General features: G+C 71.7%; 22 protein-coding genes, 3 tRNA genes and 1 pseudogene. 17 read left to right on the top strand and 9 right to left on the bottom strand.

Features of this window, described 5'->3' with window-relative positions; translation table 11 throughout:
- Nucleotides 1-218: 218 nt before the first annotated feature.
- Nucleotides 219-932 (bottom strand): annotated as a pseudogene (locus U9R90_RS22285) (lysophospholipid acyltransferase family protein).
- 128 nt (nucleotides 933-1,060) lie between these two features.
- Nucleotides 1,061-1,189, bottom strand: coding sequence for a hypothetical protein (locus tag U9R90_RS22280; protein WP_411058419.1), 129 nt, complete (start codon nucleotides 1,187-1,189; stop codon nucleotides 1,061-1,063).
- Here U9R90_RS22280 and U9R90_RS22275 point away from each other — a divergent pair.
- The 3 genes from U9R90_RS22275 to U9R90_RS22265 all read left to right on the top strand — a co-directional run bounded on the left by U9R90_RS22275 (nucleotide 1,188) and on the right by U9R90_RS22265 (nucleotide 3,516).
- Entirely contained in the window at nucleotides 1,188-2,363 is a 1,176-nt protein-coding gene (locus U9R90_RS22275; protein WP_411058418.1) for a glycerophosphodiester phosphodiesterase, read from the top strand. The genes U9R90_RS22280 and U9R90_RS22275 overlap by 2 nt on opposite strands.
- A 74-nt stretch (nucleotides 2,364-2,437) precedes the next feature.
- Nucleotides 2,438-2,983 carry a sigma-70 family RNA polymerase sigma factor gene (locus tag U9R90_RS22270; protein WP_411058417.1) on the top strand — a complete coding sequence of 182 codons (546 nt, stop codon included), beginning with the start codon at nucleotides 2,438-2,440 and terminating at the stop codon, nucleotides 2,981-2,983.
- A gap of 17 nt (nucleotides 2,984-3,000) precedes the next feature.
- Nucleotides 3,001-3,516 (top strand): GNAT family N-acetyltransferase, encoded by a 516-nt coding sequence (locus U9R90_RS22265; protein WP_411058416.1) that lies wholly within the window; start codon nucleotides 3,001-3,003, stop codon nucleotides 3,514-3,516.
- On the opposite strand, the gene U9R90_RS22260 is transcribed toward U9R90_RS22265, so the two are convergent.
- Both U9R90_RS22260 and U9R90_RS22255 read right to left on the bottom strand, forming a co-directional pair.
- Entirely contained in the window at nucleotides 3,434-3,901 is a 468-nt protein-coding gene (locus tag U9R90_RS22260; RefSeq protein WP_411058415.1) for a hypothetical protein, read from the bottom strand. The two genes, U9R90_RS22265 and U9R90_RS22260, sit on opposite strands and share 83 nt — an antisense overlap.
- 1 nt (nucleotide 3,902) lies before the next feature.
- Entirely contained in the window at nucleotides 3,903-4,262 is a 360-nt protein-coding gene (locus U9R90_RS22255; protein WP_411058414.1) for a hypothetical protein, read from the bottom strand.
- A 654-nt stretch (nucleotides 4,263-4,916) separates the two neighbouring features.
- On the opposite strand from U9R90_RS22255, the gene U9R90_RS22250 reads away from it, so the two are divergent.
- The 7 genes from U9R90_RS22250 (at nucleotide 4,917) to U9R90_RS22220 (ending at nucleotide 13,504) form a co-directional block, all read left to right on the top strand.
- On the top strand, nucleotides 4,917-5,969 hold the full coding sequence (locus U9R90_RS22250) for a methionine ABC transporter ATP-binding protein (RefSeq protein WP_411058413.1): 1,053 nt from the start codon (nucleotides 4,917-4,919) through the stop codon (nucleotides 5,967-5,969).
- The gene (locus U9R90_RS22245) at nucleotides 5,966-6,697 is read left to right on the top strand and encodes a methionine ABC transporter permease (RefSeq protein WP_411058412.1); all 732 of its coding nucleotides are present in this window, start codon (nucleotides 5,966-5,968) and stop codon (nucleotides 6,695-6,697) included. Before U9R90_RS22250 ends, U9R90_RS22245 begins: the two co-directional genes overlap by 4 nt.
- Nucleotides 6,698-6,752: 55 nt before the next feature.
- Entirely contained in the window at nucleotides 6,753-7,571 is an 819-nt protein-coding gene (locus U9R90_RS22240; protein ID WP_411058411.1) for a MetQ/NlpA family ABC transporter substrate-binding protein, read from the top strand.
- Nucleotides 7,572-7,689: 118 nt separating this feature from the next.
- A complete protein-coding gene (locus tag U9R90_RS22235; protein ID WP_411058410.1) occupies nucleotides 7,690-8,337 on the top strand; it encodes a GNAT family N-acetyltransferase in 648 nt (215 codons plus the stop codon).
- A gap of 152 nt (nucleotides 8,338-8,489) precedes the next feature.
- Nucleotides 8,490-9,689, top strand: coding sequence for a precorrin-6y C5,15-methyltransferase (decarboxylating) subunit CbiE (gene cbiE, locus U9R90_RS22230; RefSeq protein WP_411058409.1), 1,200 nt, complete (start codon nucleotides 8,490-8,492; stop codon nucleotides 9,687-9,689).
- A 1,699-nt stretch (nucleotides 9,690-11,388) separates the two neighbouring features.
- Nucleotides 11,389-12,612, top strand: coding sequence for a uroporphyrinogen-III C-methyltransferase (gene cobA, locus U9R90_RS22225; RefSeq protein WP_411059771.1), 1,224 nt, complete (start codon nucleotides 11,389-11,391; stop codon nucleotides 12,610-12,612).
- Nucleotides 12,613-12,676: 64 nt separating this feature from the next.
- Complete coding sequence (locus U9R90_RS22220; RefSeq protein ID WP_411058408.1) at nucleotides 12,677-13,504, top strand: TrmH family RNA methyltransferase; 828 nt, start codon at nucleotides 12,677-12,679, stop codon at nucleotides 13,502-13,504.
- A gap of 52 nt (nucleotides 13,505-13,556) precedes the next feature.
- On the opposite strand, the gene U9R90_RS22215 is transcribed toward U9R90_RS22220, so the two are convergent.
- Nucleotides 13,557-14,267 (bottom strand): Crp/Fnr family transcriptional regulator, encoded by a 711-nt coding sequence (locus U9R90_RS22215; protein ID WP_411058407.1) that lies wholly within the window; start codon nucleotides 14,265-14,267, stop codon nucleotides 13,557-13,559.
- Between the two features lie 243 nt (nucleotides 14,268-14,510).
- On the opposite strand from U9R90_RS22215, the gene U9R90_RS22210 reads away from it, so the two are divergent.
- The 3 genes from U9R90_RS22210 (at nucleotide 14,511) to U9R90_RS22200 (ending at nucleotide 16,747) form a co-directional block, all read left to right on the top strand.
- Nucleotides 14,511-15,551 (top strand): DUF3179 domain-containing protein, encoded by a 1,041-nt coding sequence (locus U9R90_RS22210; RefSeq protein ID WP_411058406.1) that lies wholly within the window; start codon nucleotides 14,511-14,513, stop codon nucleotides 15,549-15,551.
- Entirely contained in the window at nucleotides 15,548-16,216 is a 669-nt protein-coding gene (locus U9R90_RS22205; RefSeq protein WP_411058405.1) for a hypothetical protein, read from the top strand. Before U9R90_RS22210 ends, U9R90_RS22205 begins: the two co-directional genes overlap by 4 nt.
- Nucleotides 16,217-16,327: 111 nt before the next feature.
- On the top strand, nucleotides 16,328-16,747 hold the full coding sequence (locus U9R90_RS22200; protein WP_411058404.1) for a DoxX family protein: 420 nt from the start codon (nucleotides 16,328-16,330) through the stop codon (nucleotides 16,745-16,747).
- Between the two features lie 57 nt (nucleotides 16,748-16,804).
- Here U9R90_RS22200 and U9R90_RS22195 read toward each other — a convergent pair whose 3' ends face one another.
- On the bottom strand, nucleotides 16,805-18,043 hold the full coding sequence (locus U9R90_RS22195) for a serine/threonine-protein kinase (RefSeq protein WP_411058403.1): 1,239 nt from the start codon (nucleotides 18,041-18,043) through the stop codon (nucleotides 16,805-16,807).
- Between the two features lie 195 nt (nucleotides 18,044-18,238).
- On the opposite strand from U9R90_RS22195, the gene U9R90_RS22190 reads away from it, so the two are divergent.
- Together U9R90_RS22190 and U9R90_RS22185 are read left to right on the top strand one after the other, a co-directional pair.
- Nucleotides 18,239-18,508, top strand: a complete 270-nt coding sequence (locus U9R90_RS22190; protein ID WP_411058402.1) for a hypothetical protein — start codon at nucleotides 18,239-18,241, stop codon at nucleotides 18,506-18,508.
- Between the two features lie 186 nt (nucleotides 18,509-18,694).
- Nucleotides 18,695-18,901, top strand: a complete 207-nt coding sequence (locus U9R90_RS22185) for a hypothetical protein (protein WP_411058401.1) — start codon at nucleotides 18,695-18,697, stop codon at nucleotides 18,899-18,901.
- A 772-nt stretch (nucleotides 18,902-19,673) separates the two neighbouring features.
- Here U9R90_RS22185 and U9R90_RS22180 read toward each other — a convergent pair.
- From U9R90_RS22180 to U9R90_RS22170, 3 genes are all read right to left on the bottom strand, one after another.
- A tRNA-Val gene (locus U9R90_RS22180) sits at nucleotides 19,674-19,745 on the bottom strand.
- 1 nt (nucleotide 19,746) lies between these two features.
- A tRNA-Cys gene (locus U9R90_RS22175) sits at nucleotides 19,747-19,820 on the bottom strand.
- 36 nt (nucleotides 19,821-19,856) lie between these two features.
- A tRNA-Gly gene (locus U9R90_RS22170) sits at nucleotides 19,857-19,929 on the bottom strand.
- 147 nt (nucleotides 19,930-20,076) lie between these two features.
- On the opposite strand from U9R90_RS22170, the gene U9R90_RS22165 reads away from it, so the two are divergent.
- Together U9R90_RS22165 and U9R90_RS22160 are read left to right on the top strand one after the other, a co-directional pair.
- Entirely contained in the window at nucleotides 20,077-21,129 is a 1,053-nt protein-coding gene (locus tag U9R90_RS22165) for a chorismate-binding protein (protein ID WP_411058400.1), read from the top strand.
- Nucleotides 21,126-21,947: an aminotransferase class IV gene (locus U9R90_RS22160; protein ID WP_411058399.1), complete on the top strand. Its 822-nt coding sequence runs from the start codon at nucleotides 21,126-21,128 to the stop codon at nucleotides 21,945-21,947. Before U9R90_RS22165 ends, U9R90_RS22160 begins: the two co-directional genes overlap by 4 nt.
- Nucleotides 21,948-21,965 lie beyond the last annotated feature (18 nt).

The raw sequence follows: 21,965 nt of genomic DNA, 5'->3' as shown, positions 1-21,965 counted from the left end.
TCACCATCGCCTGGCCGCGGTGCCCGCCGGTGGCGGGGCCGGGTATCTGGTGGGGGCGCTGGGCGGCGACGCCCCCCTCCGAACCGCCCGCGGCCGGAGCGGCGCGCGCCCCCCCGGGGGGCCTGGACGCGGTGCCCGCCCGGGCTGCCTCCCCGGCAATCCCGGTAGACCGGGCCCTCGCGCCGAGCCGAATCCCCGGCGCCCCCCGCCGGACGGCGTTACGCCGCCTTCGCCTTCGTGGCGTACATGTCCACGTACTCCTGGCCCGACAGCTCCATCACCTCGGTCATCACCGAGTCGGTCACGGCGCGCAGCACATAGCGGTCCCGGCCCATGCCGTCGTAGCGCGAGAACTCCATCGGCTCACCGAAGCGGACCGTGACCCGCCCGGGCCGCGGGAACCCCGCGCCACCGGGCTGCAGCTTGTCCGTGCCGATCATCGCGAACGGCACCACCGGCGCGCCGGTCATCAGGGTCAGCCGGGCGATCCCGGTGCGGCCGCGGTACAGGCGGCCGTCGGGGGAGCGGGTGCCCTCCGGGTAGATGCCGAAGACCTGGCCCTCCTCCAGCACCCGGCGACCGGTCATCAGCGCCGCGACCCCGCCGTTGGCGCCGTCCCGGTCCACCGGGATCATCCCGACCCCGGTGAAGAACCAGGCCATCAGACGGCCCTTGATCCCCTTACCGGTGACGTACTCGTCCTTGCCGATGAACAGCACCTGACGGTCGCAGACCAGTGGCAAGATCATCGAGTCGATGAACGTCAGGTGGTTGCCCGCGAGGATCACGGGCCCCGAGCCCGGAATGTTCTCGGCGCCCTCCACGCGTGGGCGGAACATCAGGCGCATGACCGGTCCGAGCACTGCCTTGATGAACGCAAAGCGGGACAACTAGTCCTCCGGTGTCAAGGGGTGAGGGTGAGGTCTGTGCAGGTGAGGACGATACTCGCGGGTCCGTGCCGATTGCACATCGGGTTCATGGAATGGATACGCAGTGTTGACGTGCATTAGCGCTGTGTTTGTCCAAGAGTCTCCCCTGCAACAGGCGTAGGCACCTAGCATCAGGGCTCGCCTTGACAGGTGCTGGACATCACATCGGATGTCGAACGGACGTCCGTGGACTCGAAGTAGAGCTCGAAGTCGACCTCGTAGTGGACCTCGTAGTGGACCTCGAAAGGGAGGAGCCCCATGACGCAGGGCAGTTCGCAGGAGCAGCAGCCGGGCACAGGCACGGGCCCGGGGCGGCGCGCGGTGCTGGGGGCCGCGGCCCTCGGCGCCGGGGGAGCCGCACTCGGCCTCTCCGGCACGGCGAGAGCCGCCGACGGCCAGCGGACCGACGGCGGCCACCGGCACCTGCCGGTGCCGGCCGTGGTGGCGCACCGAGGGGCCAGCGGCTACCGCCCGGAGCACACCTTCGGCGCGTACCAACTGGCGCTCGACATGGGCGCGCACGTCATCGAGCAGGACCTGGTGCCCACCAAGGACGGCCATCTCGTATGCCGTCACGAGAACGACATCACCGGCACCACCGACGTCGCGGACCACCCCGAGTTCGCCGGCCGCAAGACGACCAAGACCGTGGACGGGGGCGAGCTCACCGGCTGGTTCACCGAGGACTTCACGCTCGCCGAGCTCAAGACCCTGCGCGCCGTGGAACGCATCCCCGGCACCCGCCAGCACAACACGCTCTACAACGGCCGCTGGACCGTGCCCACCTTCGAAGAGGTGCTGCGCTGGGCGGACAGGGAGGGCAAGCGGCGCGGCCGCAAGGTGTGGCTGCACGTCGAGACCAAGCACCCCAGCTACTTCCGCGGGCTCGGCCTCGGTCTGGAGGAGCGCCTCGCCCGACTGCTGCGCCGCTACGGCCGCCACAAGAAGAACTCGCCGACCTTCCTGCAGTCCTTCGAGCCCAGCAGCATGGAACGGATGGCGCGGCTGGTCGGCACGCCCCGCGTGGTGCTCCTGTGGACCCTCGACGACCGGCCCTGGGACTTCGTCGAGGCGGGCGACCCGCGCACGGTCGCCGATCTGATCACGCCCGAGGGCCTGAAGTGGATCGCGTCCTACGCCCAGGGCATCGGCCCGCTGGTCGACCTGATCATCCCCAAGAACGCCGACGGCAGCCTGGGCACCCCGACCACCCTGGTCCGGGACGCGCACGCGAAGAACCTGGTGCTGCACCCGTACACCATGCGCAACGAGAACCGCTTCCTGCCCACCGAGTTCCGGCGCGGCACCGACCCGAACGCCTACGGCGACGCCTTCGGCGCCTTCCAGCGGTACTTCGAGACGGGCATCGACGGGATCTTCACCGACAACCCGGATACGGGCCTGCTCGCGGCCGCCGACTTCGTCAAGCGCTGATCCCCGTCCGCCCGCACGGGTGAGCCTCGGCCGTCCCGGCAACCGGCTGCCGGGACGGCCGCGTCCCGCCCGACATGACTGCTGACGCATCGGACCTGGTGGGCGCGTTGCGCCCGCTCCTTTCCGCCGAGGCCGCCGCCGAGGCGCTCGCCTCGGGAGCCGACCCCGCCGACCTCGAACAGGCGGTGTGGCTGCGCCTCCTGGAGCGCCTGGACGCCGAAGACCCGCCGCCCGACCCCGCCCGCTGGCTCCGGCTCGCCGTACGCGGGGAGTCGCGCCGTGCTCGCCGCAGGGCCCGGCATGAGCGGCCGTACGCCACCGAGCCCGCGGCCGCGCCGGACCACGGCCCGGAGCGCGCCGCCCTCACGGCCGAGCGGCGCCGCACCGTACGCGCGGCCGTACGACGGCTGCCGGGCCGCTGCCCCCGGCTGATGGCCGCGCTGCTGTCCCCACAGGACCTCACCTACCGGGAGATCGCAGGGGAGTTGGGTATCTCACAGGGGTCCTTGGGGCCAGAACGTTCCCGTTGCCTGGGATGCCTGCGCAGAATGCTGGCGGCGGAGGTTGCGGCACCTCAGCGGCGGGGAAAGGTGCTCAGAAGGCAACCGGCGGACAGGTGAGCGAGAGGCATGCACACATGGGCATGAGCGTGACCATCTCTGCGGCGACCGAGCAGGACGCCGAGCAGATACTGAAACTGCAGTACCTCTGCTACCAGAGCGAGGCGGAGCTGTACGGCGACTACTCCCTGGAGCCGCTGACCCAGTCGCTCGCCTCGGTCAAGGCGGAACTGGGCGACGGCTGCGTCCTGGTGGCCCGGCTCGGCGACGAGGTGGTGGCCTCGGTGCGCGGCATCGTGGACGCCGACGGCACCGCCCGTATCAACAAGCTCGTCGTACACCCGAGGATGCAGCGGCACGGCCTCGGCGGACGGCTGCTGACCGCGGTGGAGGGGAAGCTCGGTGCCGCGGGCGGCGTCAAGCACTTCCAGCTCTTCACCGGCCACCGCAGCGAGACCAACCTCCAGCTGTACCGCAAGCACGGCTACGTGCCGGTCGGGACCGAGCAGGTCAGCGCGCGCCTGACGCTGGTGACCCTGGCCAAGGACGCCGCAGCCAGTACACCGCCGTCACCGGCAGCAGTACAGGGATGAACAGATAGCCCATCCCGAACTTCGACCAGACCGTGGCGTCCGGGAAGGCCGAGGGAGCGGCCACCGTCCAGGCGCCCACTACCAGCACGCCCACCAGCTCGGCGGCGCAGCACACCAGCGCCGCCCTGCGGGCCGTCTCCCCGCCGCGTACCAGGGTGTAGGTGATGAACGCGTACACCAGCGCGGCGACGGCGGACAGCGCGTACGCCAGCGGGGCCCGGTCGAACTCGGTGGAGATCTGGTAGGCCGAGCGCGAGACGGCGCCGACCACCATCACCCCGTACAGCCAGACCAGGACCAGGCCGGGCCCGCCGATCAGCCGCGTCCGCTGTTTCCCTGGTGTCTCCGGCGTCTTTGGTGCCCCCTCGGTCCGCTGCCCGGCCATCTCAGCCTCCCCAGATGTCGTACAGCCGCACCTCGAGCACGGCCAGCACCACCGCGCCCGCGGCGACCGTCACCGAACCCCAGCGGGTGCGCTCGGCCAGCGACAGAAAGCCCGCGGCCGGAACACACAGCGCCGAGCCGACCAGATACGACACGAAGAGCGTCGCCCCCTGCTCCGGCTTCTCGCCCCGCGCCAGCTGCACGATCCCGACCACCAGTTGGGCCACGGCGAACAGGGTCACCACGGCCATACCGATGAAGTGCCAGTCCTTGGTGGGCTGATCGCGGTAGGCGGCGTAGCCGCACCACGCGGCGAGCACGAGCGCGGACACGGCGGTCGCGATCGTCAGGGCAGCAAGCATGCCGCGAGCCTATTACGGGACGAAAGACCTGCTGCGCGCACCCCTTGTACGGGCGGGACGCGCACCCCTGTACGGGCGGGACGTGCACCCCCGTACGAGCCGGACGCGGACCGTGTGTACGGGCGGGACGCGGACCGTGGCGTTGGCCACAGCGCACGGCCCAGGCGAGCTCACCGCGATCCTCGCCGTACGTGACCTGCCAGCGGTGTCCGCGCAGGCCGCGGCCGGTGGAGGGGCCTGCGCGGCGAGGGCCGGGCGGACCCGACGGTGTCCTCAGAGTGGACAGATCTGTCCGCTATACGGACGGGCGTGATCGCTCAGCGTCCTGGTCTGTTTTACTTGAGCTCATGACCACGACGAGCAGCCGCACCCTTGCGACCGAGGCGATGATGACGCCCGGTGCTCGTTGTATGCGTCGAATGTGCGACTTCTGAGGGCCCCCGCACGACAGCCTCGCGCCCCGAAGCGAGCCGGCTGAGCCCCGTCCGTACGCCACCCGCGCCCGGATCAGGCCTGCCCCGCGCACGCGTTGTCCTTCCCGGCCTCGTCCGCCTGCGATAACCCGTGCCTCGTTCGAAACCTCGCACCCCACAACGATGAATGCCCCCTGCCCGGCGAGCACCTCGCCGCGCACTCGACAGTGACGGAAACCCTGTGATCACCACTACGGGCCTGACGAAGGTCTATCGGGCCGACCGCTCGCGCGGCCGAGAGGTCACCGCCCTGGACGGCGTCGACCTCCATGTGCGCGAAGGCGAGGTGTACGGAGTCATCGGCCAGAGCGGCGCCGGCAAGTCCTCGCTGATCCGCTGCGTCAACCTGCTGGAACGCCCGACCTCCGGCACCGTGACCGTGGACGGCCTGGACCTCACCGCGCTCGCCGGCCGCGGCCCCCGCGCGGGCAAGGAACTCCGCGCCGCCCGCAGCCGTATCGGCATGGTCTTCCAGCACTTCAACCTGCTGTCCTCGCGCACCGTGCGGGACAACGTGGAGCTCCCGCTGGAGATCCTCGGCGTGCAGGGCCGCGAGCGCACCCGCAAGGCGCTCGAACTGCTCGACCTGGTGGGCCTGTCCGACAAGGCCGCCAGCTACCCGAGCCAGCTCTCCGGCGGCCAGAAGCAGCGCGTGGGCATCGCCCGCGCCCTGGCCGGCGACCCCAAGGTGCTGCTCTCCGACGAGGCCACCAGCGCCCTGGACCCCGAGACCACCCGCTCCATCCTGGAGCTGCTGCGCGACCTCAACCGGCAACTCGGCCTGACCGTCCTGCTCATCACGCACGAGATGGACGTCGTCAAGCAGATCTGCGACTCCGCCGCCCTGATGGAGCGCGGCCGCATCGTCGAGTCGGGCACCGTGCACGAACTGCTCGGTACACCGGGCTCCGAGCTGGCCACGGCGCTCTTCCCGGTCAGCGGGGACGCGACGGGCGATGACCGCACCGTCGTCGACGTCACCTTCCACGGCGACGCCGCGACCCAGCCGGTCATCTCCCAGCTGTCCCGTACGTACAACATCGACATCTCGATCCTGGGCGCCGCGATGGACACCGTCGGCGGCAAGCAGGTCGGCCGGATGCGCATCGAGCTGCCCGGACGCTTCGAGGACAACGTCGTGCCCATCGGCTTCCTGCGCGAGCAGGGCCTGCAGGTGGACGTGGAAGGCCGCCCGGCCGACCCGTCCCTGCTCGTCAAGGAAGGTGCCAAGTGACCTGGTCGGAGATGCAGCCGCTCCTTGAGCAGGCCAGCTGGGACACCCTGTCCATGGTCGGCTTCTCGACCCTGATAGCCGTCGCCGGCGGTCTGCCCCTCGGCGTCCTGCTGGTCCTCACCGACCGCGGCGGGCTGCTGCAGAACACCGTGCTGAACAAGGCGCTGGGCCAGATCGTGAACATCGCGCGCTCGATGCCCTTCATCATCCTGATGGTCGCGCTGATGTCCTTCACCCGCTGGATCACCGGCACCACCATCGGGGTCGAGGCGGCGATCGTGCCGCTGTCCATCGGCGCCATCCCGTTTTTCGCGCGGCTGGTCGAGACCGCCGTACGCGAGGTGGACCACGGCCTGGTCGAGGCCGTACAGGCCATGGGCGGCAACACCTGGACCGTCGTACGCAAGGTCCTGGTCCCCGAGGCGCTGCCCTCGCTGATCTCCAGCGCCACCACCACGGTCGTCGTCCTCATCGGCTACTCGGCGATGGCCGGCACCGTCGGCGCCGGCGGCCTCGGCGACATCGCGATCCGCTACGGCTACCAGCGCTTCGAGTCCGGCCTGATGTGGATCACCGTCGGCATCCTCGCGCTCGTCATCTCCGCCATCCAGCTCACCGGCGACTACGCGGCCCGCTCGCTCTCCCGCCGCGGCCGCGGCTCCACCGTCCCGAGGCTGTGCCTGCTGCGGAGCGCCGCCCCGGCCGCCGAACCCACAAAGGCTTCCTGACCCGCACCGACACCCGTGACCCGGGTGGCACCACCCATGGAGAAAGGCACTTTTCGTGCGTAATACCGTCAAGATCACCAGCGCCGTCCTGGCCGCCGGAGCCCTCACCCTCGGTCTCACCGCCTGCGGCTCGGACTCGGGATCGGACGGTGACGCCCTCGTCGTCGCCGCCAGCCCGGCCCCGCACGCCAAGATCCTCGAGTACGTCAGGGACAACCTGGCCGCCAAGGAGGACCTCAAGATCGAGGTCAAGGAGTTCACCGAATACGTCCTGCCGAACACGGCGACCCAGGACGGCTCGGTCGACGCCAACTACTTCCAGCACAAGCCGTACCTGGACGACTTCAACAAGAAGAACAACACCGACATCGTCCCGGTGGGCGACGTCCACCTGGAGCCGCTCGGCCTCTACTCGAACAAGATCGAGAAGCTGGACGACCTCGGCAAGGGCGCGACCGTCCTCCTCCCGAACGACACCACCAACGAGGCGCGCGCGCTCAAGCTGCTCGACGCCAACGGCCTCATCAAGCTGAAGGACGGCGCGGGCAACGAGGCGACCCCCAAGGACATCGCCGAGAACCCGAAGGGCCTGAAGTTCAAGGAGCTGGAGGCGCCTCAGGTCGCGCTCTCCCTCGGTGACGCGGACGCCGCGGTGATCAACGGCAACTTCGCGGTGGAGGCCAAGCTCAGCCCCGCCAAGGACGCCCTGGTCCACGAGGCCGCCAAGGGCAACCCGTACGCCAACTTCCTGGCCGTCAAGAAGGGCAACGAGAACGACCCGCAGGTCAAGAAGCTCGTCAAGCTGCTCCAGTCGCCCGAGGTCAAGAAATACATCGAGAAGGAGTTCGACGGCGCGGTGCTGCCCGCCTTCTGACGGACCGTCGCTTACCACGGGGCCCGCACCTGCGAAGGTGCGGGCCCCGTGGTGCGGGTTTCCGCTCCGATGCTGCATGCTGGGGCACTTCAGCATCCTGTAGTGACGGAGCGGCGCGATGAAGACGGCCCACCTGGTGTTCCCGGACATCTCCATCAGCACGGAGCGGTTGGTGCTGCGCCCGTTCGATGAGGCGGACATCCAGGCCTGCACCGAGATGATGAACGACGAGCTGGTCACCTCCTGGACCACCGTGCCCCACCCCTACACCGAAGCCGACGCCCGGGAGTGGGTCACCAGGCTCGCCCCCGCGGAGCGCACCGAGGGCCGCGGCATCGTCTTCGCCGTCACCGAGTTCCTCACCCAGCGGCTGGTCGGCATCGTGCACCTGCAGCACACCGACTGGCGGGTCCGCGCTACAGAGATGGCCTACGTCGTCGCCCCCTGGGCCCGCGGCGAAGGCTATGCGTCCGAGGCCGCCGTCGCCGTCGCCCAGTGGCTGTTCAGGGACCAGGGGTTCGAGCGCCTGGAGCTGCGCACCGCCGCGGACAACACCGCCGCCCAGCAGGTCGCGCAGAAGATCGGCTGCATCAGCGAGGGTGTGCTGCGCGGCGCCTGGATAGCGCGCAGCCGCACGGAGGACGGCGGCTGGAGCGACGTACGCACCGACCTGATCGTCTGGAGCCTGCTGCCCGAGGACTTCGACGGCGTCACCGAGCAGCTCGCCGACGCCTCCGGCTACACCGCCTTCTCGGAGTGGAACTGATCTCCTCACGCGCTCCTTCCCGTGTGAGCGGGTACGCTCACGATGCCCTCGCCGACGATCGCTGACGGCCGGCCGACCACCTGCTCATCCACGCAGGCGGTCTGCCCACCACCCGCTGAAGACCTCAGAGAACCCCCAGGAGACTGACAACGATGGCCGACCGGGTCACGGTGATCGGCTGGGACGGCTCGCCGCTGACCGACGCGGCCTGCTCCGCCCTCGGCGCCGCCACGCTGGTGGCCGGCGCGGCGCACCACCTGGCGCTCCCCGAAGTACCCGCGGCCGCCGAACGCATCCGGCTCGGCAGCGTCTCGCTGGCCGCCCGGCGGATCGCCGCCCACCGCGGTACCGCCGTGGTCTTCGCCGACGGCGACCCCGGCTTCTTCGGCGTCGTCCGCACCCTGCGCGCCCCCGAACACGGCCTTGAGGTCGAGGTGGTCCCCGCCGTCTCCGCCGTCGCCCAGGCCTTCGCCCGCGCCTCGATGCCCTGGGACGACGCCCAGATCGTGGTCGCCCACCGCCGCACCCTGCGCCGCGCGGTCAACGTCTGCCGCGCCCACCCCAAGGTCGCGGTGCTCACCTCGCCCGGCGCTGGCCCCGCCGAACTGGCCCTGCTCCTCGAAGGCGTGCACCGCACCTTCGTCATCTGCGAGGAACTGGGCACCGCGCGGGAGCAGGTCACCGTCCTCACCTCGGACAAGGTCGCCGACCACAGCTGGCGCGACCCGAACGTCGTCATCGTCATCGGCGGCCAGGCCACCGCCGAGACCGGCTGGCTCGCGGGGCGCGACCCCGCCATCCGCCCCCGCGGCTGGGCGCTGCCCGCCACCGAGTACGGCGGTGAACTGCCGGAGGGGGAGAACCACCAGCTGCGCGCGGCCCAACTGGCGCGCCTCGGCCCCCGGGTCGGGGACCTCGTCTGGGACATCGGCTGCGGCAGCGGAGCCCTGGCCACCGAGGCCGCCCGCCTCGGTGCCGCGGTGATCGCCGTCGACCGCGACGCCGACGCCTGCGGGCGCACCGCGGCCGTCGCCCGCCGCTTCGGGGTACAGCCGCAGATCCTGCACGGGACCGCGCCGCTCGTCCTGGAGGACCTGCCGGAGCCCGATGTCGTACGGGTCGGGGGCGGGGGAGCGGCCGTGGTCTCGGCGGTGGCCGACCGCAGGCCCGAGCGGATCGTGACGCACGCGGCCACCCGCGACGCGGCCGAACTGATCGGCCGCGACCTCACCGAGCACGGATACGCCGTCGAGTGCGCCCTGCTGCAGTCCGTGGAACTCGACACCCGCGCCTGGACCGAACGCAAGCGCGCGGTCGCCTTCCTGCTGTCCGGGGAGCTGGGAGCCCGGTAAGGGAGCGCGTCCAGACTGCGCCCCGTGACCATGCCACCGCAGAGCGCGCGGTAGGCTGGCCGATCGTTGTACTACGCCAGGACGTTCGTCGGTTCATACGTCAATGTCCAGAAGACGCGCCCGGTTTGGGGCGTCTGTGGTACTGCAGGGACCGGTAGGACGCGCGACGTGGCGCAGTCCACAGCGGGCTGTGGCGGATCTACCGTCACAGTGGTGGGTGCGGCCGCGACAATGGCTTTGGCGTTTTGACGCTTTGTCGTTTTGGCGGTTTGTCGATGGGGCATTCGTGCCGCGCGGCGCGCACGCTCGTTCTTGTCCATGGGTGGTCGATGTGCCGCCCCGGGCGAGCCGGCCGAAGGAGAGCACGACCAATGGGCGAGGGGTACGCATGACCGACACCGGCCAGGTCCCGGGCGAGGGACTGCCTCAGGACGCGGGCACGGTGGAGCAGCCGGGAGCTCCCGCCCCGGGTGCGTACACCTTCATCGACCCCGCGGAGACCGCCGCGGACGACGACGATCTGCTGTTGATGCCGGGCGCGCAGGGGGCGTGGACCGAGGGACAGCCGGGCCCGTCGACGACCGCGCAGCCGGTGGCGCGACAGGCCCCACCGGCACCGGCGCCCGCGGCTGTGGCGTACGACCCGGCCGCCGTGCCGCCGCTCGCGCACGAACCCGGGCCGCATGAGACGGCGGGCCGCGACAGCGGTTCGATCGACCTCGGCGCGGTCCGGGTGCCCAACCCGGCGCCCGCGCCGGAGTCCTACCCCGACCCCGCCGCGGCGGCGCAGCCCGCGCGGCGCCCGCTGCACCTGGGCCCGCCCGCGCCGGGCGCCATGGCCAGCCCGGTGCGCTCGCTCGCCGATCGCGGTCCGGCCGGTACGCCGCCGAGCGCGGGTCCTGCGCGCCGACAGGGACCGCCCACCACGGGCCCGGAGTACCTCGACGTTCCCGGCCCGCAGCTCGGCGAGATCCCGCCGCAGGGGTCGACGCCCTGGACACCGCAGCCCGCGGGCGTACGGACTGCAGAAACGGTCGTCCCAGGAGCCCCAGTTGCTCCAGTGGCCCCTGACGCCACAGCTGCCACAGACGCCCCACAGTCACCAGATCCCGCACAGACCCCGCCTCCCGCGATGGCCGCCGTGCCGCCTGGGACGCCCGAGGTGCCCGTCGGCCAGTTCGTCCCGGTCGACGGCCAGGTCCCGTCCACGCCGCACCTGGCGCCGACCCCGCCCCACGCGATGGCCGTGCCCGTGCCGGACGCGGCGGTCGCCGGGACGGCCGGTGGCGCGCCGTCGGCGGCGGACGCGCAGGACGCCGGACCCTCCCTCGCAGACGGCCCAGCCGTCGTTGGGCAGCCCGCCGCCGTCGTGCCTGGCTCGGACGGCCAGTCGGCCGCCGAGCCCGGCGCCGCTGGTCGGTCTGCCGCCACGCCTCGCGCCGACGGGCAGCTGCCCGTAGCGCCGGACATGGACGGCCAGTCCGCTGCCCCGCCGGATACCGACGCACAGGCCGCCATCGCGCTCGGCGCCGATGGCCAGGTCGCCGTCGCGCCGGGCGCGGAGGGGCAGTCGACTGCCGGGCACGACAACAGCGCGCAGACTGCTGCCGCGCCGGAAANCCGCACCCCATCCCCCCACGTCAGACGCCGCTCCACCGCCGCAGCGGCCCGCACAGCCGCCCAAGGGAGCCGAACCGTCATGGCTGACCACCCCGCCTACCCCGTAGGCCTCCGCCTCACCGGCCGCCGCGTAGTCGTCATCGGCGGCGGCCAGGTGGCCCAGCGCCGCCTCCCCGCCCTCCTCGCGGCCGGAGCCGACATCACGCTGATCTCCCCGACCGCGACCGCGTCGGTGGAGGCCATGGCGGACACCGGCGAGATCACCTGGCACCGGCGCCCGTACGCGGAAGGCGACCTCGCCGACGCCTGGTACGCCCTGATCGCCACCAGCGACCACGCCGCCAACGAGGCCGCGTCCGCCGAGGCGGAGGCCCGCCGCGTCTGGTGCGTACGCTCCGACGACGCCACCGCCGCCACCGCCTGGACCCCGGCCACCGGCCGCTCCGAAGGCGTCACCGTCGCGGTGCTCACCAACGCGTCCCCCGACCCGCGCCGCACCGCCGCCATCCGGGACGCGGTCGTCGAGGGCCTGCGCGACGGCACCCTGGTCGCCCCGCACCACCGCACCCGCACCCAGGGCGTCGCCCTGGTCGGCGGCGGCCCCGGCGACCCCGACCTGATCACGGTCCGCGGCCGCCGCCTGCTCGCCGAGGCCGACGTCGTCATCGCCGACCGGCTCGGCCCGCGCGACCTGCTCGACGAACTCCCGCCGCATGTCGAGGTGATCGACGCCGCGAAGATCCCCTACGGCCGCTTCATGGCCCAGGAGGCGATCAACAACGCGCTGATCGAGCACGCCAAGGCGGGCAAGTCCGTGGTCCGCCTCAAGGGCGGCGACCCCTTCGTCTTCGGCCGCGGCATGGAGGAGGCCCAGGCGCTCGCCGAAGCAGGCATCCCCTGCACCGTGGTGCCCGGCATCTCCAGCTCGATCTCCGTCCCGGGCGCCGCCGGAATCCCGGTCACCCACCGCGGGGTCGCCCACGAGTTCACCGTCGTCAGCGGCCACGTCGCACCCGACGACGAGCGCTCCCTCGTCGACTGGTCGGCCCTCGCCAAGCTCCGCGGCACCCTGGTGATCCTGATGGGCGTCGACAAGATCGGTGCGATCGCGCGGACCCTGATCGACGGCGGCCGGTCCCCCGAGACGCCCGTCGCCCTGGTCCAGGAGGGCACCACCGCGGCCCAGCGCCGCGTGGACGCCACACTCGCCACGGTCGCGCAGACGGTCACCGCTGAGGAGGTCCGTCCGCCCGCCGTGATCGTGATCGGCGAGGTCGTCACCGTAGGGACACGTCCCGCGTAACCACCGGTAACACAATCCCTGCCCAGCCGTTGGCACCGCACCCCGAACAAGGCAGTATCACCCTGTGGCTGATCTCATCACCCTCGACGACCCCGACGACCCGCGTCTGCGCGACTACACCGGACTGACCGACGTAGAACTGCGGCGCAGGCGCGAGCCCGCCGAGGGCCTGTTCATCGCCGAGGGCGAGAAGGTCATCAGACGGGCCCGGCAGGCCGGGTACGAGATGCGCTCGATGCTGCTCTCGGCCAAGTGGGTCGACGTGATGCGCGACGTCATCGACGAGGTCCCCGCCCCGGTGTACGCGGTCAGCCCCGAGCTCGCCGAGCAGGTCACCGGCTACCACGTACACCGCGGCGCACTCGCCTCCATGCAGCGCAAACCGCTCCCGGCGGCCGAGGAACTCCTCACCTCTACCGGCCGGGTTGAGGGTGCGGGTCAGCGCGTCGCCCTGTTCGAGGACATCGTTGATCACGCGAACCTGGGGGCTGCCTTCCGCAATGCGGCTGCCCTGGGAGTGGATGCTGTCATCCTCACCCCGAGCTGCGCGGACCCCCTCTACCGGCGGGCCGTGAAGGTGTCGATGGGCGCGGTCTTCCAGGTCCCCTGGACCCGGCTGACCTCCTGGCCGAAGGACGTGGAACTGTTCCGTGAGCACGGCTTCGTGACGGCTGCCCTGTGCCTCTCGGAGAAGTCGATCACGATTGACGAACTGGCCGCCCGCCGGTACGAGAAGCTGGTCCTGATGTTCGGCACCGAAGGCGACGGCCTGTCGACCGGCGCCCTGCGTGCGGCCGATGAATGGGTCCGCATCCCCATGGCCGCAGGGGTGGACTCGCTCAACGTCGCCGCGGCCTCCGCTGTGGCCCTCTACACGACGAGGCACCGGTAGGCCCCTAGCGACTTTGCCCGGCGGGGGAAGCCCCGCTTCCATGGCAGTTGGCTTAACCGGCTTCGTCCTTCAGCCGCGACGTGTCCAGGACGGTGATGCGGCCGCGGGCCAGGCGCAGCAGGCCGCGGTCGGCGTACTCGCGCAGGACCTTGGTACAGGTCTCGCGGGAGGTGCCGGCCAGGGCGGCGAGTTGCTCGTGGGTGAGGGCGATCTGCGGGTGGTGGGTGCCGGGCCACAGCGGGCCCGGCGGGGGCTGGGCGGTGGCGAGGGTGACCAGGGTGGTGGCGATGCGCTGGGCGACGGTCTTGAAGACGCTGTCGGACAGGCGCTGTTCGAGGTCGGCGAGGCGGCGGCCGAGGATCGCGGTGATGCGGGCGGTGATGCGGGCGTCCGCGAGCAGGAAACGGTGCACGTCGGCACGGCTCATCACGCACACGACCGCGTCGTCGAGGGCTTCGGCGTAATTGTCGTACATGCGCTGTCCGAGCAGCACCATCTCGCCGAAGATGGTGCCCGCGGCGATGATCGCGGTGGTCAGCGCACGGCCGTCCGCGGAGACCCGGAAGATGCGCACCCGGCCCTTCTTGAGGATGAACAGCACCTCGGACGGCTGGGCCGGGGAGTACAGCAGGTCCCCGGCCGAGTAGGTCTTCATCGGCGCGGCGGCGGCGATGGCCTGCATTTCCTGCTCGGACAGGTCGCAGAAGATGTCGACCTCGGCCAGGCACCAGGTCCCCTCGGCGTCCGGACCGGCGTCGACCATGCGGTGCGCCTCCTCGCGTTGTCCCGGCGCCCACGGCGGGGGCGCGGCTCCCCGCGCCGGGCTCGCCAATGCGTCGGCGCCCTCGGCCAGACAGTAGGGCATGCCGCCCCCGTCGGGGGTGCTGCCGCGCAGAGCGGCGTCCCGCGACGAGGCCGGGAACCGTAAGCGCGCTCACCGAACGGGCATCCGCCGCGCGGGATCATCGAGAGTGTGGGAACCGTGTTCCGAGGCGGGTGATGCACGGTGAACGGTCAGCAGCGTTCCGGGCCGGACCGGCGGCAGGCCATCAAGGGCGCCGGCGTGATCGGGGGAGTCGTCGTCCTGCTCGTGGGCGGGGGCGTCATCGGCTGGCAGGCCGTCTCGGACCGCCCGGCCGAGCCGGTGACAGCCGTACAGCCCGGCCAGGATCCGTCGCTGGAGGCGCTGGCCGGTGCGGCGGTCTCGGGTGGGCCGGGCAAGGACGGGATCCCCTCCATCGACCGGCCGCGGTTCATCCCGGCTCGCGACGCCGGATTCCTTTCCGACGACGAGCCGGTGTTCGGCCTGGAGTACCGGGGTGAGGTGCGGGCATACCCGCAGTCGGTGCTGGTGTGGCACGAGATCGTCAACGACACCGTGGGCGGTGAGCCGCTGGCGGTCACCTACTGTCCGCTCACCGGCACGGTCATCGGTTTCTCCGCCCCGGCCGGCACACCCGAGCTGACGTTCGGCACCACCGGCAAACTCGTCAACTCCAACCTGGTGATGTACGACCGGCAGACCGGCTCACAGTGGCCGCAGCTGGTCGGCACGGCGGTCAGCGGCCCGCTCAAGGGCACGCGGCTGGACACCGTCCCGCTGGTGTGGACGACGTGGAAGGAGTGGCGGGCCGCGCATCCCGACACCCGCGTGCTGTCCACCGACACGGGTGCGCTTCGCAGTTACGGCAGCGACCCGTACGGCTCCTACGACTCGTATCCGGACCGTGGCGGATACTACGCAGACCAAGGCACCCTCTTCCCGCTGCTGGCCACCAGCGACCGTTTCCCCGACAAGGACGTCGTGATCGGCGTGCGGGTCGGCGACAAGCGGCTCGCCATCCACAAGGATCTCGTCCGCACCGCCAAAACCGTGCGTGCCGAGGTCACGGGCACGCAGCTCGAAGCGCGCTGGGACGACAAGCTCGACACCGCCCGGGTCCTCCAGCGGGCCGGCGACGGCGATCGGTGGGAGCCCGCCGACTACCTCGACTCCATGTGGTTCGCCTGGTACGCGTTCTACCCGAACACCCAGGTGCGGCAATGAACGCGGTGCTGGCCGCCCTCGCCAGGGCCGGCGATGCCTGGGACCACACCCTCGCCGCCGCCGCGGCCGCCCCTCGCCGAGTGCGGGCCGCCCTCGCCGTACGCCGCCACCGGCGGATCGGACTGGTCTCCGCTGCCGTCGTGCTGATGGCGTACCTGTTCTCCATCGGTGATCTCGCGGTGTCGGCCTCCGGCCGGTTCACCGGTGCCCCGGTGTTCCAGACCGCTGGGGAGCAGCTGTTCCGTGCCCGGGCGCCGTATCTGTTCGAGCCGGTGCTCGCGATCCATCCGGGTCCGTACGTGGCCGTGTTCCTCAGCCCGGTCAACCTGCTGCTCGGCGCGGTCATCGCCGCCCTGGTGGGCTGCAATATCGCGGTCGCCGGGCTCGCGGCCCGGCAGGCGGCCTCCTGCCGATACCCCGGACGCCGGACCGGATACGCGCGGCTGCTCGGCGTACTCCCGGCGTTCCTGCTTGGATTCGCCTGCTGCGTACCGACCTTCCTGCTCGTCCTCGGTACCGGCACCGCCGCGGCACTCCTGCCGGTACTGCTCCCCCTGCGCCCGGTGTTCTACCCGCTCACGCTGGTGATGCTGGCCGGAACGCTGGTGTGGGGCACATCCCGGATCGACCGACCGGCCGCAGTGACCGGGCGCGGCTCTCGGTGACGTACCGGCGGTGCGGCGGTGTGGATGCGAGACACGGCATTCCGCGGCCTCGACGCGTACCTTGGACATAGGTGGTTTTCTGCTCAACAGCATCCCCACCTGGAGGTCGTTATGGACGTCCTGGTACTCATCGGCCGCATCCTCTTCGGAGCACTCTTCCTGGCCTCGGGTGTCGCTCACCTCACCCAGACCAAGGCGATGGCCGGGTATGCCGCGTCCAGGGGAGTACGCGCCCCCGTGCCCGCGACGATCGGCAGCGGCTTGCTCATCCTCGTTGGCGGACTGAGTGTCCTGCTTGGCATCTGGGCCGACCTGGGCGCCCTGCTGCTGGTCGTCTTCCTGATCCCGACCGCGGTGCTGATGCACGCCTTCTGGACGGAGAGTGACGCCCAGGCGCGGCAGCTTGAGATGATCTCCTTCCAGAAGGACTTGGCGCTGGCCGGCGCGGCGCTCATGCTGCTCGCCCTCATCGCGCACGCGGGCGCTGACCTGGGCCTGATGATCGCCGGCCCGCTCTTCGACATCGACTGAGCTTGCGGGCATGGATGGCCAACGGGCCGCCGCGGAACTCCCGAGCGCGCCGCTTGACTACTGTGCGCCGGGAGCGTCCTGCCCCGAGATCTGCTGCCGCAGCCCCTGGGCCGGCCCCTGGCACCCCTGTGCCGCAGCGATCCCCAGAGCCACCAACAGCGTCACCACGACGAACACGACCAACCGCTGCCGCAGCAGCCGCGGATTGGCGGGTACCCGACGTCCGGTTCCCGTCGTACGCGGTCCCTGGCGCCCCGTACCGCTGCGCGGCGCGGCCTTGTTCCTGGACCCGGTGGTGTTCCGGGGTGTGGGCGGGCGCCGACCCGGGCGGGACCCGTCCGGACGGGAAGCCGGGGGAGCGGACTGGGTGTGCCGCAGAGTACGGCGCTCGGGGTACGCGTCGGCATGCTGCCCGGAGGGCCGGTCCGCCTCGCGGCGCTGGACCGGGGGGCGGCCGTCGGTCAGACCCTGGGCCTCGCGCGCCGCGATCTCCTTGAGCCGCAGCGAGAGTTGGAGCGTACTGGGGCGCTCATCGGGAACCTTGGCCAGACAGGCGCGCACCAGCGGCGCCAGCGCGTCCGGCACCCCGTGCAGCTGCGCCTCCTCGTGCACCACGCGGTAGAGCATCACCTCGGAGCTGCCGTGCCCGAAGGGCGAGTCGCCCATCGCGGCATAGGCCAGCGTGGCACCCAGCGAGAAGACGTCGGTGGCGGGCGTGACCGCGGCCCCGCGCACCTGCTCCGGCGCGAGGAACCCCGGCGAGCCCACCGCCGTACCCACGTGCGTCAGCGTGGACGCGCCCGTCGCCCAGGCGATACCGAAGTCGATGATCCGCGGGCCCTTGGGCGACAGCAGGATGTTGGACGGCTTGAGGTCCCGGTGCACCACCCCGGCCTCATGGACGGCGACCAGCCCCTCCGCGAGCGCCGAGCCGACCGCCGCCACCTCGGCCGCCGTGAGCGGCCCCTCCTCGGCGACCTTGTCGTGCAGCGAGGGCCCCGGTACGTACTGCGTCGCGAACCACGGCCGGTCCGCCTCCAGATCGGCGGCCACCAGCCGGGCCGTACACCCGCCCCTGATCCGCCGCGCCGCGGACACCTCACGGGCGAAGCGCGAGCGGAACTCCTGGTCCTCGGCCAGATCCGGCCGGATCACCTTCAGGGCGACCCGCTGGCCACGGCGGTCGGAGCCCAGGAAGACCACGCCCATACCGCCCGCGCCCAGCCGCCGGTGAATCCTGAACGAGCCGACGACACGCGGGTCCTCGCGCCGGAGCCGCATCATCGCCATGTCCATCCCCGCTGCCTGTCCGATTGACGAGCCTCAGCTTACGTTTCCCCGCCCGTGCGCGCGCAGAGGCCGCGCCTTCGCGGGCCGATCGATTGTCAGTGCCCGGTGGGAGAATTGAAGAGTGGTCAGAAGAACGGGACACCGGGGCCATGGAGCCTGCCTGGGTGCCCAACGGTCTGTCGCAGAAGGGGGATTGGGTTCATGAAGGGTGACCGGGTCGAGATAGTCGTGGACGCCGGGGACACGACCAGGACGTACGAGGTGGTGGCTGCCAGGGCGGGCCGCCGGGTGGAGACGGCGGTGCGCAGAGGGGTGGTCGAAGTGAGTGAAGTCACCCGCAGCGGGTCCGTGGTGCGCACGGCGCGCTTCATGGCCAACCGGGTGCTGGCACTCGTCGAGCAGCCGGTGCCGCGTGAGGACGCGTCGGAGGCCGCCGAGCGGCGCCCCCTCCGGGAAGACCCTAAGTCCTGAGGCCGCGTCTCCACCCAGGGGAGTACACGGCGGCTCGCCGCTCATCCTGGGGGAGGCCCGGCAATCGGTACGAGGGCATGACGCCCGCGAGGCCCCCGCCGCCTAAGTTTGAAGTCAAGCGGCGGGTGCAGCACTCGTCCCCCGAGGTCAGACACTCGCCGCTGCCAAAACGACAGGAGAGGAACCATGGCGGACACGGCACCGCGGACCATGATCCGCACGCAGGGACGCAGGTCGTACGCCGCGTTCGGCGGCCGCCCGTCCGGTACGCGTCACCCCCTGGTGGCGACGGCCATGGTCCTTCCCCTGGCGGCCCTGCTCGTAGTCGTCTTCGGCGGCTGGGAAGCAGTGGTCACACAAGCGTCGTCCGTGGGCGTGATGCTGGGGCGCTGAGCGGCGCCCCAGGCCCGGAAGAGCGGTCCGGGCGGGGACATCCGGCCATATACCCCGTGGGGACGGGGGTGCGGCGGACGGCACGAATGCCCGCGCAGCTTACGAGCTGCGCGGGCATTGCGCGTTCGTCAATCAAGCCCGGCGGCGATTGAGGCCATCTGGTGAGCCCGGCCGGCGCTTGAGGCCTTTCGGGAAGGGGCGGGGTGGGGGGACGAATCTCTGACCCGCACCGGCCACCGGCCCGCACCCGCGAGAAGCCCGCAGGCAGAAGGCCCCACGAGCACCGCGATACGCTGCGGCGCAGGCAAGGCGACGCACCGCGGGGACGCACCGCAGGGGGGCAACATGACCACACCAACCCTGCGCGCGCTCGCCGAGTCGGCCCACCGCACCGCCCACCGCCACCGCTCCGCACCCTGCGCCTGCCAGGACCCCGGCGCCGTCCTCGCCGACCGCCAGGACGGCACCGTCGTCCGGCACGGCGCCGTCGTCGCCAAGGCGCACGCCTCGGCAACGGACCGCGCCGAGCTGACGACCCGCCTCGCCCTCGCCGCGCACCCCGCGCTCACCGGCATCCTGCTGCCCCCGCTCCGCGCAGCCGCGGCGGAGCTGCACGGCCGCCCGGTGACCTGCTGGCCGCACGGCACCCCAGTGGACCCCGACACCCCCGAGCACGCCCCTTGGGAAGCGGCCGCNGAACCAGTGACCTCTTCCGTGTCAGGGAAGCGCTCTCCCGCTGAGCTAATCGCGCGGGGTGGTCCTCGCGGACCAGTGGACGATACTGGGATTGAACCAGTGACCTCTTCCGTGTCAGGGAAGCGCTCTCCCGCTGAGCTAATCGTCCTTGGAGGTGGAGACGGGATTTGAACCCGTGTAGACGGCTTTGCAGGCCGTTGCCTCGCCTCTCGGCCACTCCACCAGGAGTGCGGGGGCTCGGGAAGATCCCCCTGTTCCGAGCGGACGACCAGGTTCGAACTGGCGACCTCAACCTTGGCAAGGTTGCGCTCTACCAACTGAGCTACGTCCGCTTGTCTCTCCGGGGCGCTTGGCGCGTCCCGGCGACGTGTTGAACTCTAGCGGATTCCCGGGCCAGTACAAAAACGCGTTTACCCAGCGTGCTGCGCTGCCACCCGGCCCGGGGCGCCCCCGGCCCCGCCGGTCATAGACTCGCAGCTGTGTACGACCTGCATCCGATGGCGCGTTTCGGTGACCTTGTCGCCTCCGACCTGCGCGATGTCACCAGCGACCCCACCGCCCTCGACTCCACCGGCTTCTGGGCGGTGTCCGCGGACTTCGAAGGCCGTCTGGTCTGCGCCCGCTTCGCCGACGTACGCACAGAACCCGTGCCCGCCCCCGTCGCGGGCCGCTGGCAGGGCCCCGCGCCCGGCGACTGGACGACGTCCCTGGACCGCGGCGCGTACACCGCGGGCGTACGGCGCATACGCGAGCACATCGCGGCGGGCGAGGTCTACCAGGCCAACCTCTGCCGGGTGCTCTCCGCGCCGCTCGCCCCGGACGCGGACCTGGACGCCCTGACCGCCCTGCTGGCGCGCGGCAACCCCGCCCCGTACGCGGGCACCATCCGGCTCCCGGCGCAGGGCGTGGAGATCGCCACCGCGTCCCCCGAGCTGTTTCTGCGCCGAGCGGGCCGGATCGTCGAGTCGGGCCCGATCAAGGGAACCGGGCGGACCGAGGCGGACCTGCTGGACAAGGACCACGCCGAGAACGTGATGATCGTCGACCTGGTCCGCAACGACCTCGGCAAGGCCTGCGCCACCGGCTCGGTGACCGTCCCCGAACTCTGTGTCGTCGAGAAGCACCCCGGCCTGGTCCACCTCGTCTCCACCGTGCGCGGTGAGCTCGCCGAAGGGGTGGGCTGGCCCGGGCTGCTGGCCGCCACGTTCCCGCCGGGGTCGGTGACCGGCGCCCCCAAGTCCAGCGCCCTGCGGATCATCGACGCGCTGGAGACGGCGCCGCGTGGCCCGTACTGCGGCGGCATCGGCTGGGTGGACGCCGACCGGGGTACCGGTGAGCTGGCCGTCGGCATCCGCACCTTCTGGGCCGACCGGGCCGACGGCGTGCTGCGGTTCGGTACGGGCGCGGGCATCACCTGGGGCTCCGACCCCGAACGGGAGTGGCGGGAGACCGAGCTGAAGGCGGCCCGGCTGCTCGCGGTAGCGTCGGGTACGTACGACCCCTCAGGCCTCTCAGGAGGAAGTGCCACGTGAAGATCTGGCTCAACGGCGGTCTCCGGGATCTCGAGTCGGCCCGAGTCTCCGTCCTCGACCACGGGCTGACCGTGGGCGACGGCGTCTTCGAGACGCTCAAGGCCGTCGAAGGACGGCCCTTCGCCCTCACCCGCCACCTCGACCGGCTCGCCCGCTCCGCGCGCGGCCTCGGTCTCCCCGAGCCGGACCAGGACGAGGTGCGCCGGGCCTGCGCCGCCGTGCTCGAAGCCAACCCGATGCCGCTCGGCCGCCTGCGGATCACCTACACCGGGGGGCTCTCTCCGCTTGGCTCGGACCGCGGCGACGCGGGGCAGACCCTGATCGTCGCGCTCGGCGAGACCGCGCGCAGGCCCGACAGCACGGCCGTGGTCACGGTGCCGTGGACCCGGAACGAGCGCGGCGCGGTCACCGGCCTGAAGACCACCTCGTACGCGGAGAACGTCGTCGCCCTCGACCGGGCCCGCGAACGGGGCGCCAGCGAGGCGCTGTTCGGCAACACCGTGGGGCAGCTCTGCGAGGGCACCGGGTCCAACGTCTTCGTCGTACTCGACGGCGAGATCCACACCCCGCCGGTCGCCTCGGGCTGCCTCGCGGGCATCACCCGCGCACTCGCCGTCGAATGGACCTCGGCGCACGAGACGGATCTGCCGCTCGACGTACTGGACCGCGCCGACGAGGTCTTCCTGACCTCGACGCTGCGCGACATCCAGGCCGTGCACCGGGTCGACGGACGCGAACTGCCGGGCGCCCCGGGCCCGGTGACCGCCAAGGCGATGCGGGTCTTCGACGAGCGCTCGGGTGCCGACCTCGACCCCTGAGCTCCTGTGAGGCCGATG

This window comes from Streptomyces sp. E11-3, assembly GCF_046540415.1.
Lineage (GTDB): Bacteria > Actinomycetota > Actinomycetes > Streptomycetales > Streptomycetaceae > Streptomyces.
The sequence above is the reverse complement of the archived record's forward strand: the minus strand, read 5'-3'. Positions and strand labels throughout refer to the sequence as shown.

Excerpts from the sequence above, each read along its gene's own strand:
- U9R90_RS22275 (WP_411058418.1), top strand. The coding sequence starts at position 1,188 with ATGACGCAGGGCAGTTCGCAGGAGCAGCAGCCGGGCACAGGCACGGGC.
- U9R90_RS22280 (WP_411058419.1), bottom strand. The coding sequence starts at position 1,189 with ATGGGGCTCCTCCCTTTCGAGGTCCACTACGAGGTCCACTACGAGGTC.
- U9R90_RS22270 (WP_411058417.1), top strand. The coding sequence starts at position 2,438 with ATGACTGCTGACGCATCGGACCTGGTGGGCGCGTTGCGCCCGCTCCTT.
- U9R90_RS22265 (WP_411058416.1), top strand. The coding sequence starts at position 3,001 with ATGGGCATGAGCGTGACCATCTCTGCGGCGACCGAGCAGGACGCCGAG.
- U9R90_RS22260 (WP_411058415.1), bottom strand. The coding sequence starts at position 3,901 with ATGGCCGGGCAGCGGACCGAGGGGGCACCAAAGACGCCGGAGACACCA.
- U9R90_RS22255 (WP_411058414.1), bottom strand. The coding sequence starts at position 4,262 with ATGCTTGCTGCCCTGACGATCGCGACCGCCGTGTCCGCGCTCGTGCTC.
- U9R90_RS22235 (WP_411058410.1), top strand. The coding sequence starts at position 7,690 with ATGAAGACGGCCCACCTGGTGTTCCCGGACATCTCCATCAGCACGGAG.
- cbiE (WP_411058409.1), top strand. The coding sequence starts at position 8,490 with ATGGCCGACCGGGTCACGGTGATCGGCTGGGACGGCTCGCCGCTGACC.
- cobA (WP_411059771.1), top strand. The coding sequence starts at position 11,389 with ATGGCTGACCACCCCGCCTACCCCGTAGGCCTCCGCCTCACCGGCCGC.
- U9R90_RS22215 (WP_411058407.1), bottom strand. The coding sequence starts at position 14,267 with ATGGTCGACGCCGGTCCGGACGCCGAGGGGACCTGGTGCCTGGCCGAG.
- U9R90_RS22205 (WP_411058405.1), top strand. The coding sequence starts at position 15,548 with ATGAACGCGGTGCTGGCCGCCCTCGCCAGGGCCGGCGATGCCTGGGAC.
- U9R90_RS22200 (WP_411058404.1), top strand. The coding sequence starts at position 16,328 with ATGGACGTCCTGGTACTCATCGGCCGCATCCTCTTCGGAGCACTCTTC.
- U9R90_RS22195 (WP_411058403.1), bottom strand. The coding sequence starts at position 18,043 with ATGGACATGGCGATGATGCGGCTCCGGCGCGAGGACCCGCGTGTCGTC.
- U9R90_RS22190 (WP_411058402.1), top strand. The coding sequence starts at position 18,239 with ATGAAGGGTGACCGGGTCGAGATAGTCGTGGACGCCGGGGACACGACC.
- U9R90_RS22185 (WP_411058401.1), top strand. The coding sequence starts at position 18,695 with ATGGCGGACACGGCACCGCGGACCATGATCCGCACGCAGGGACGCAGG.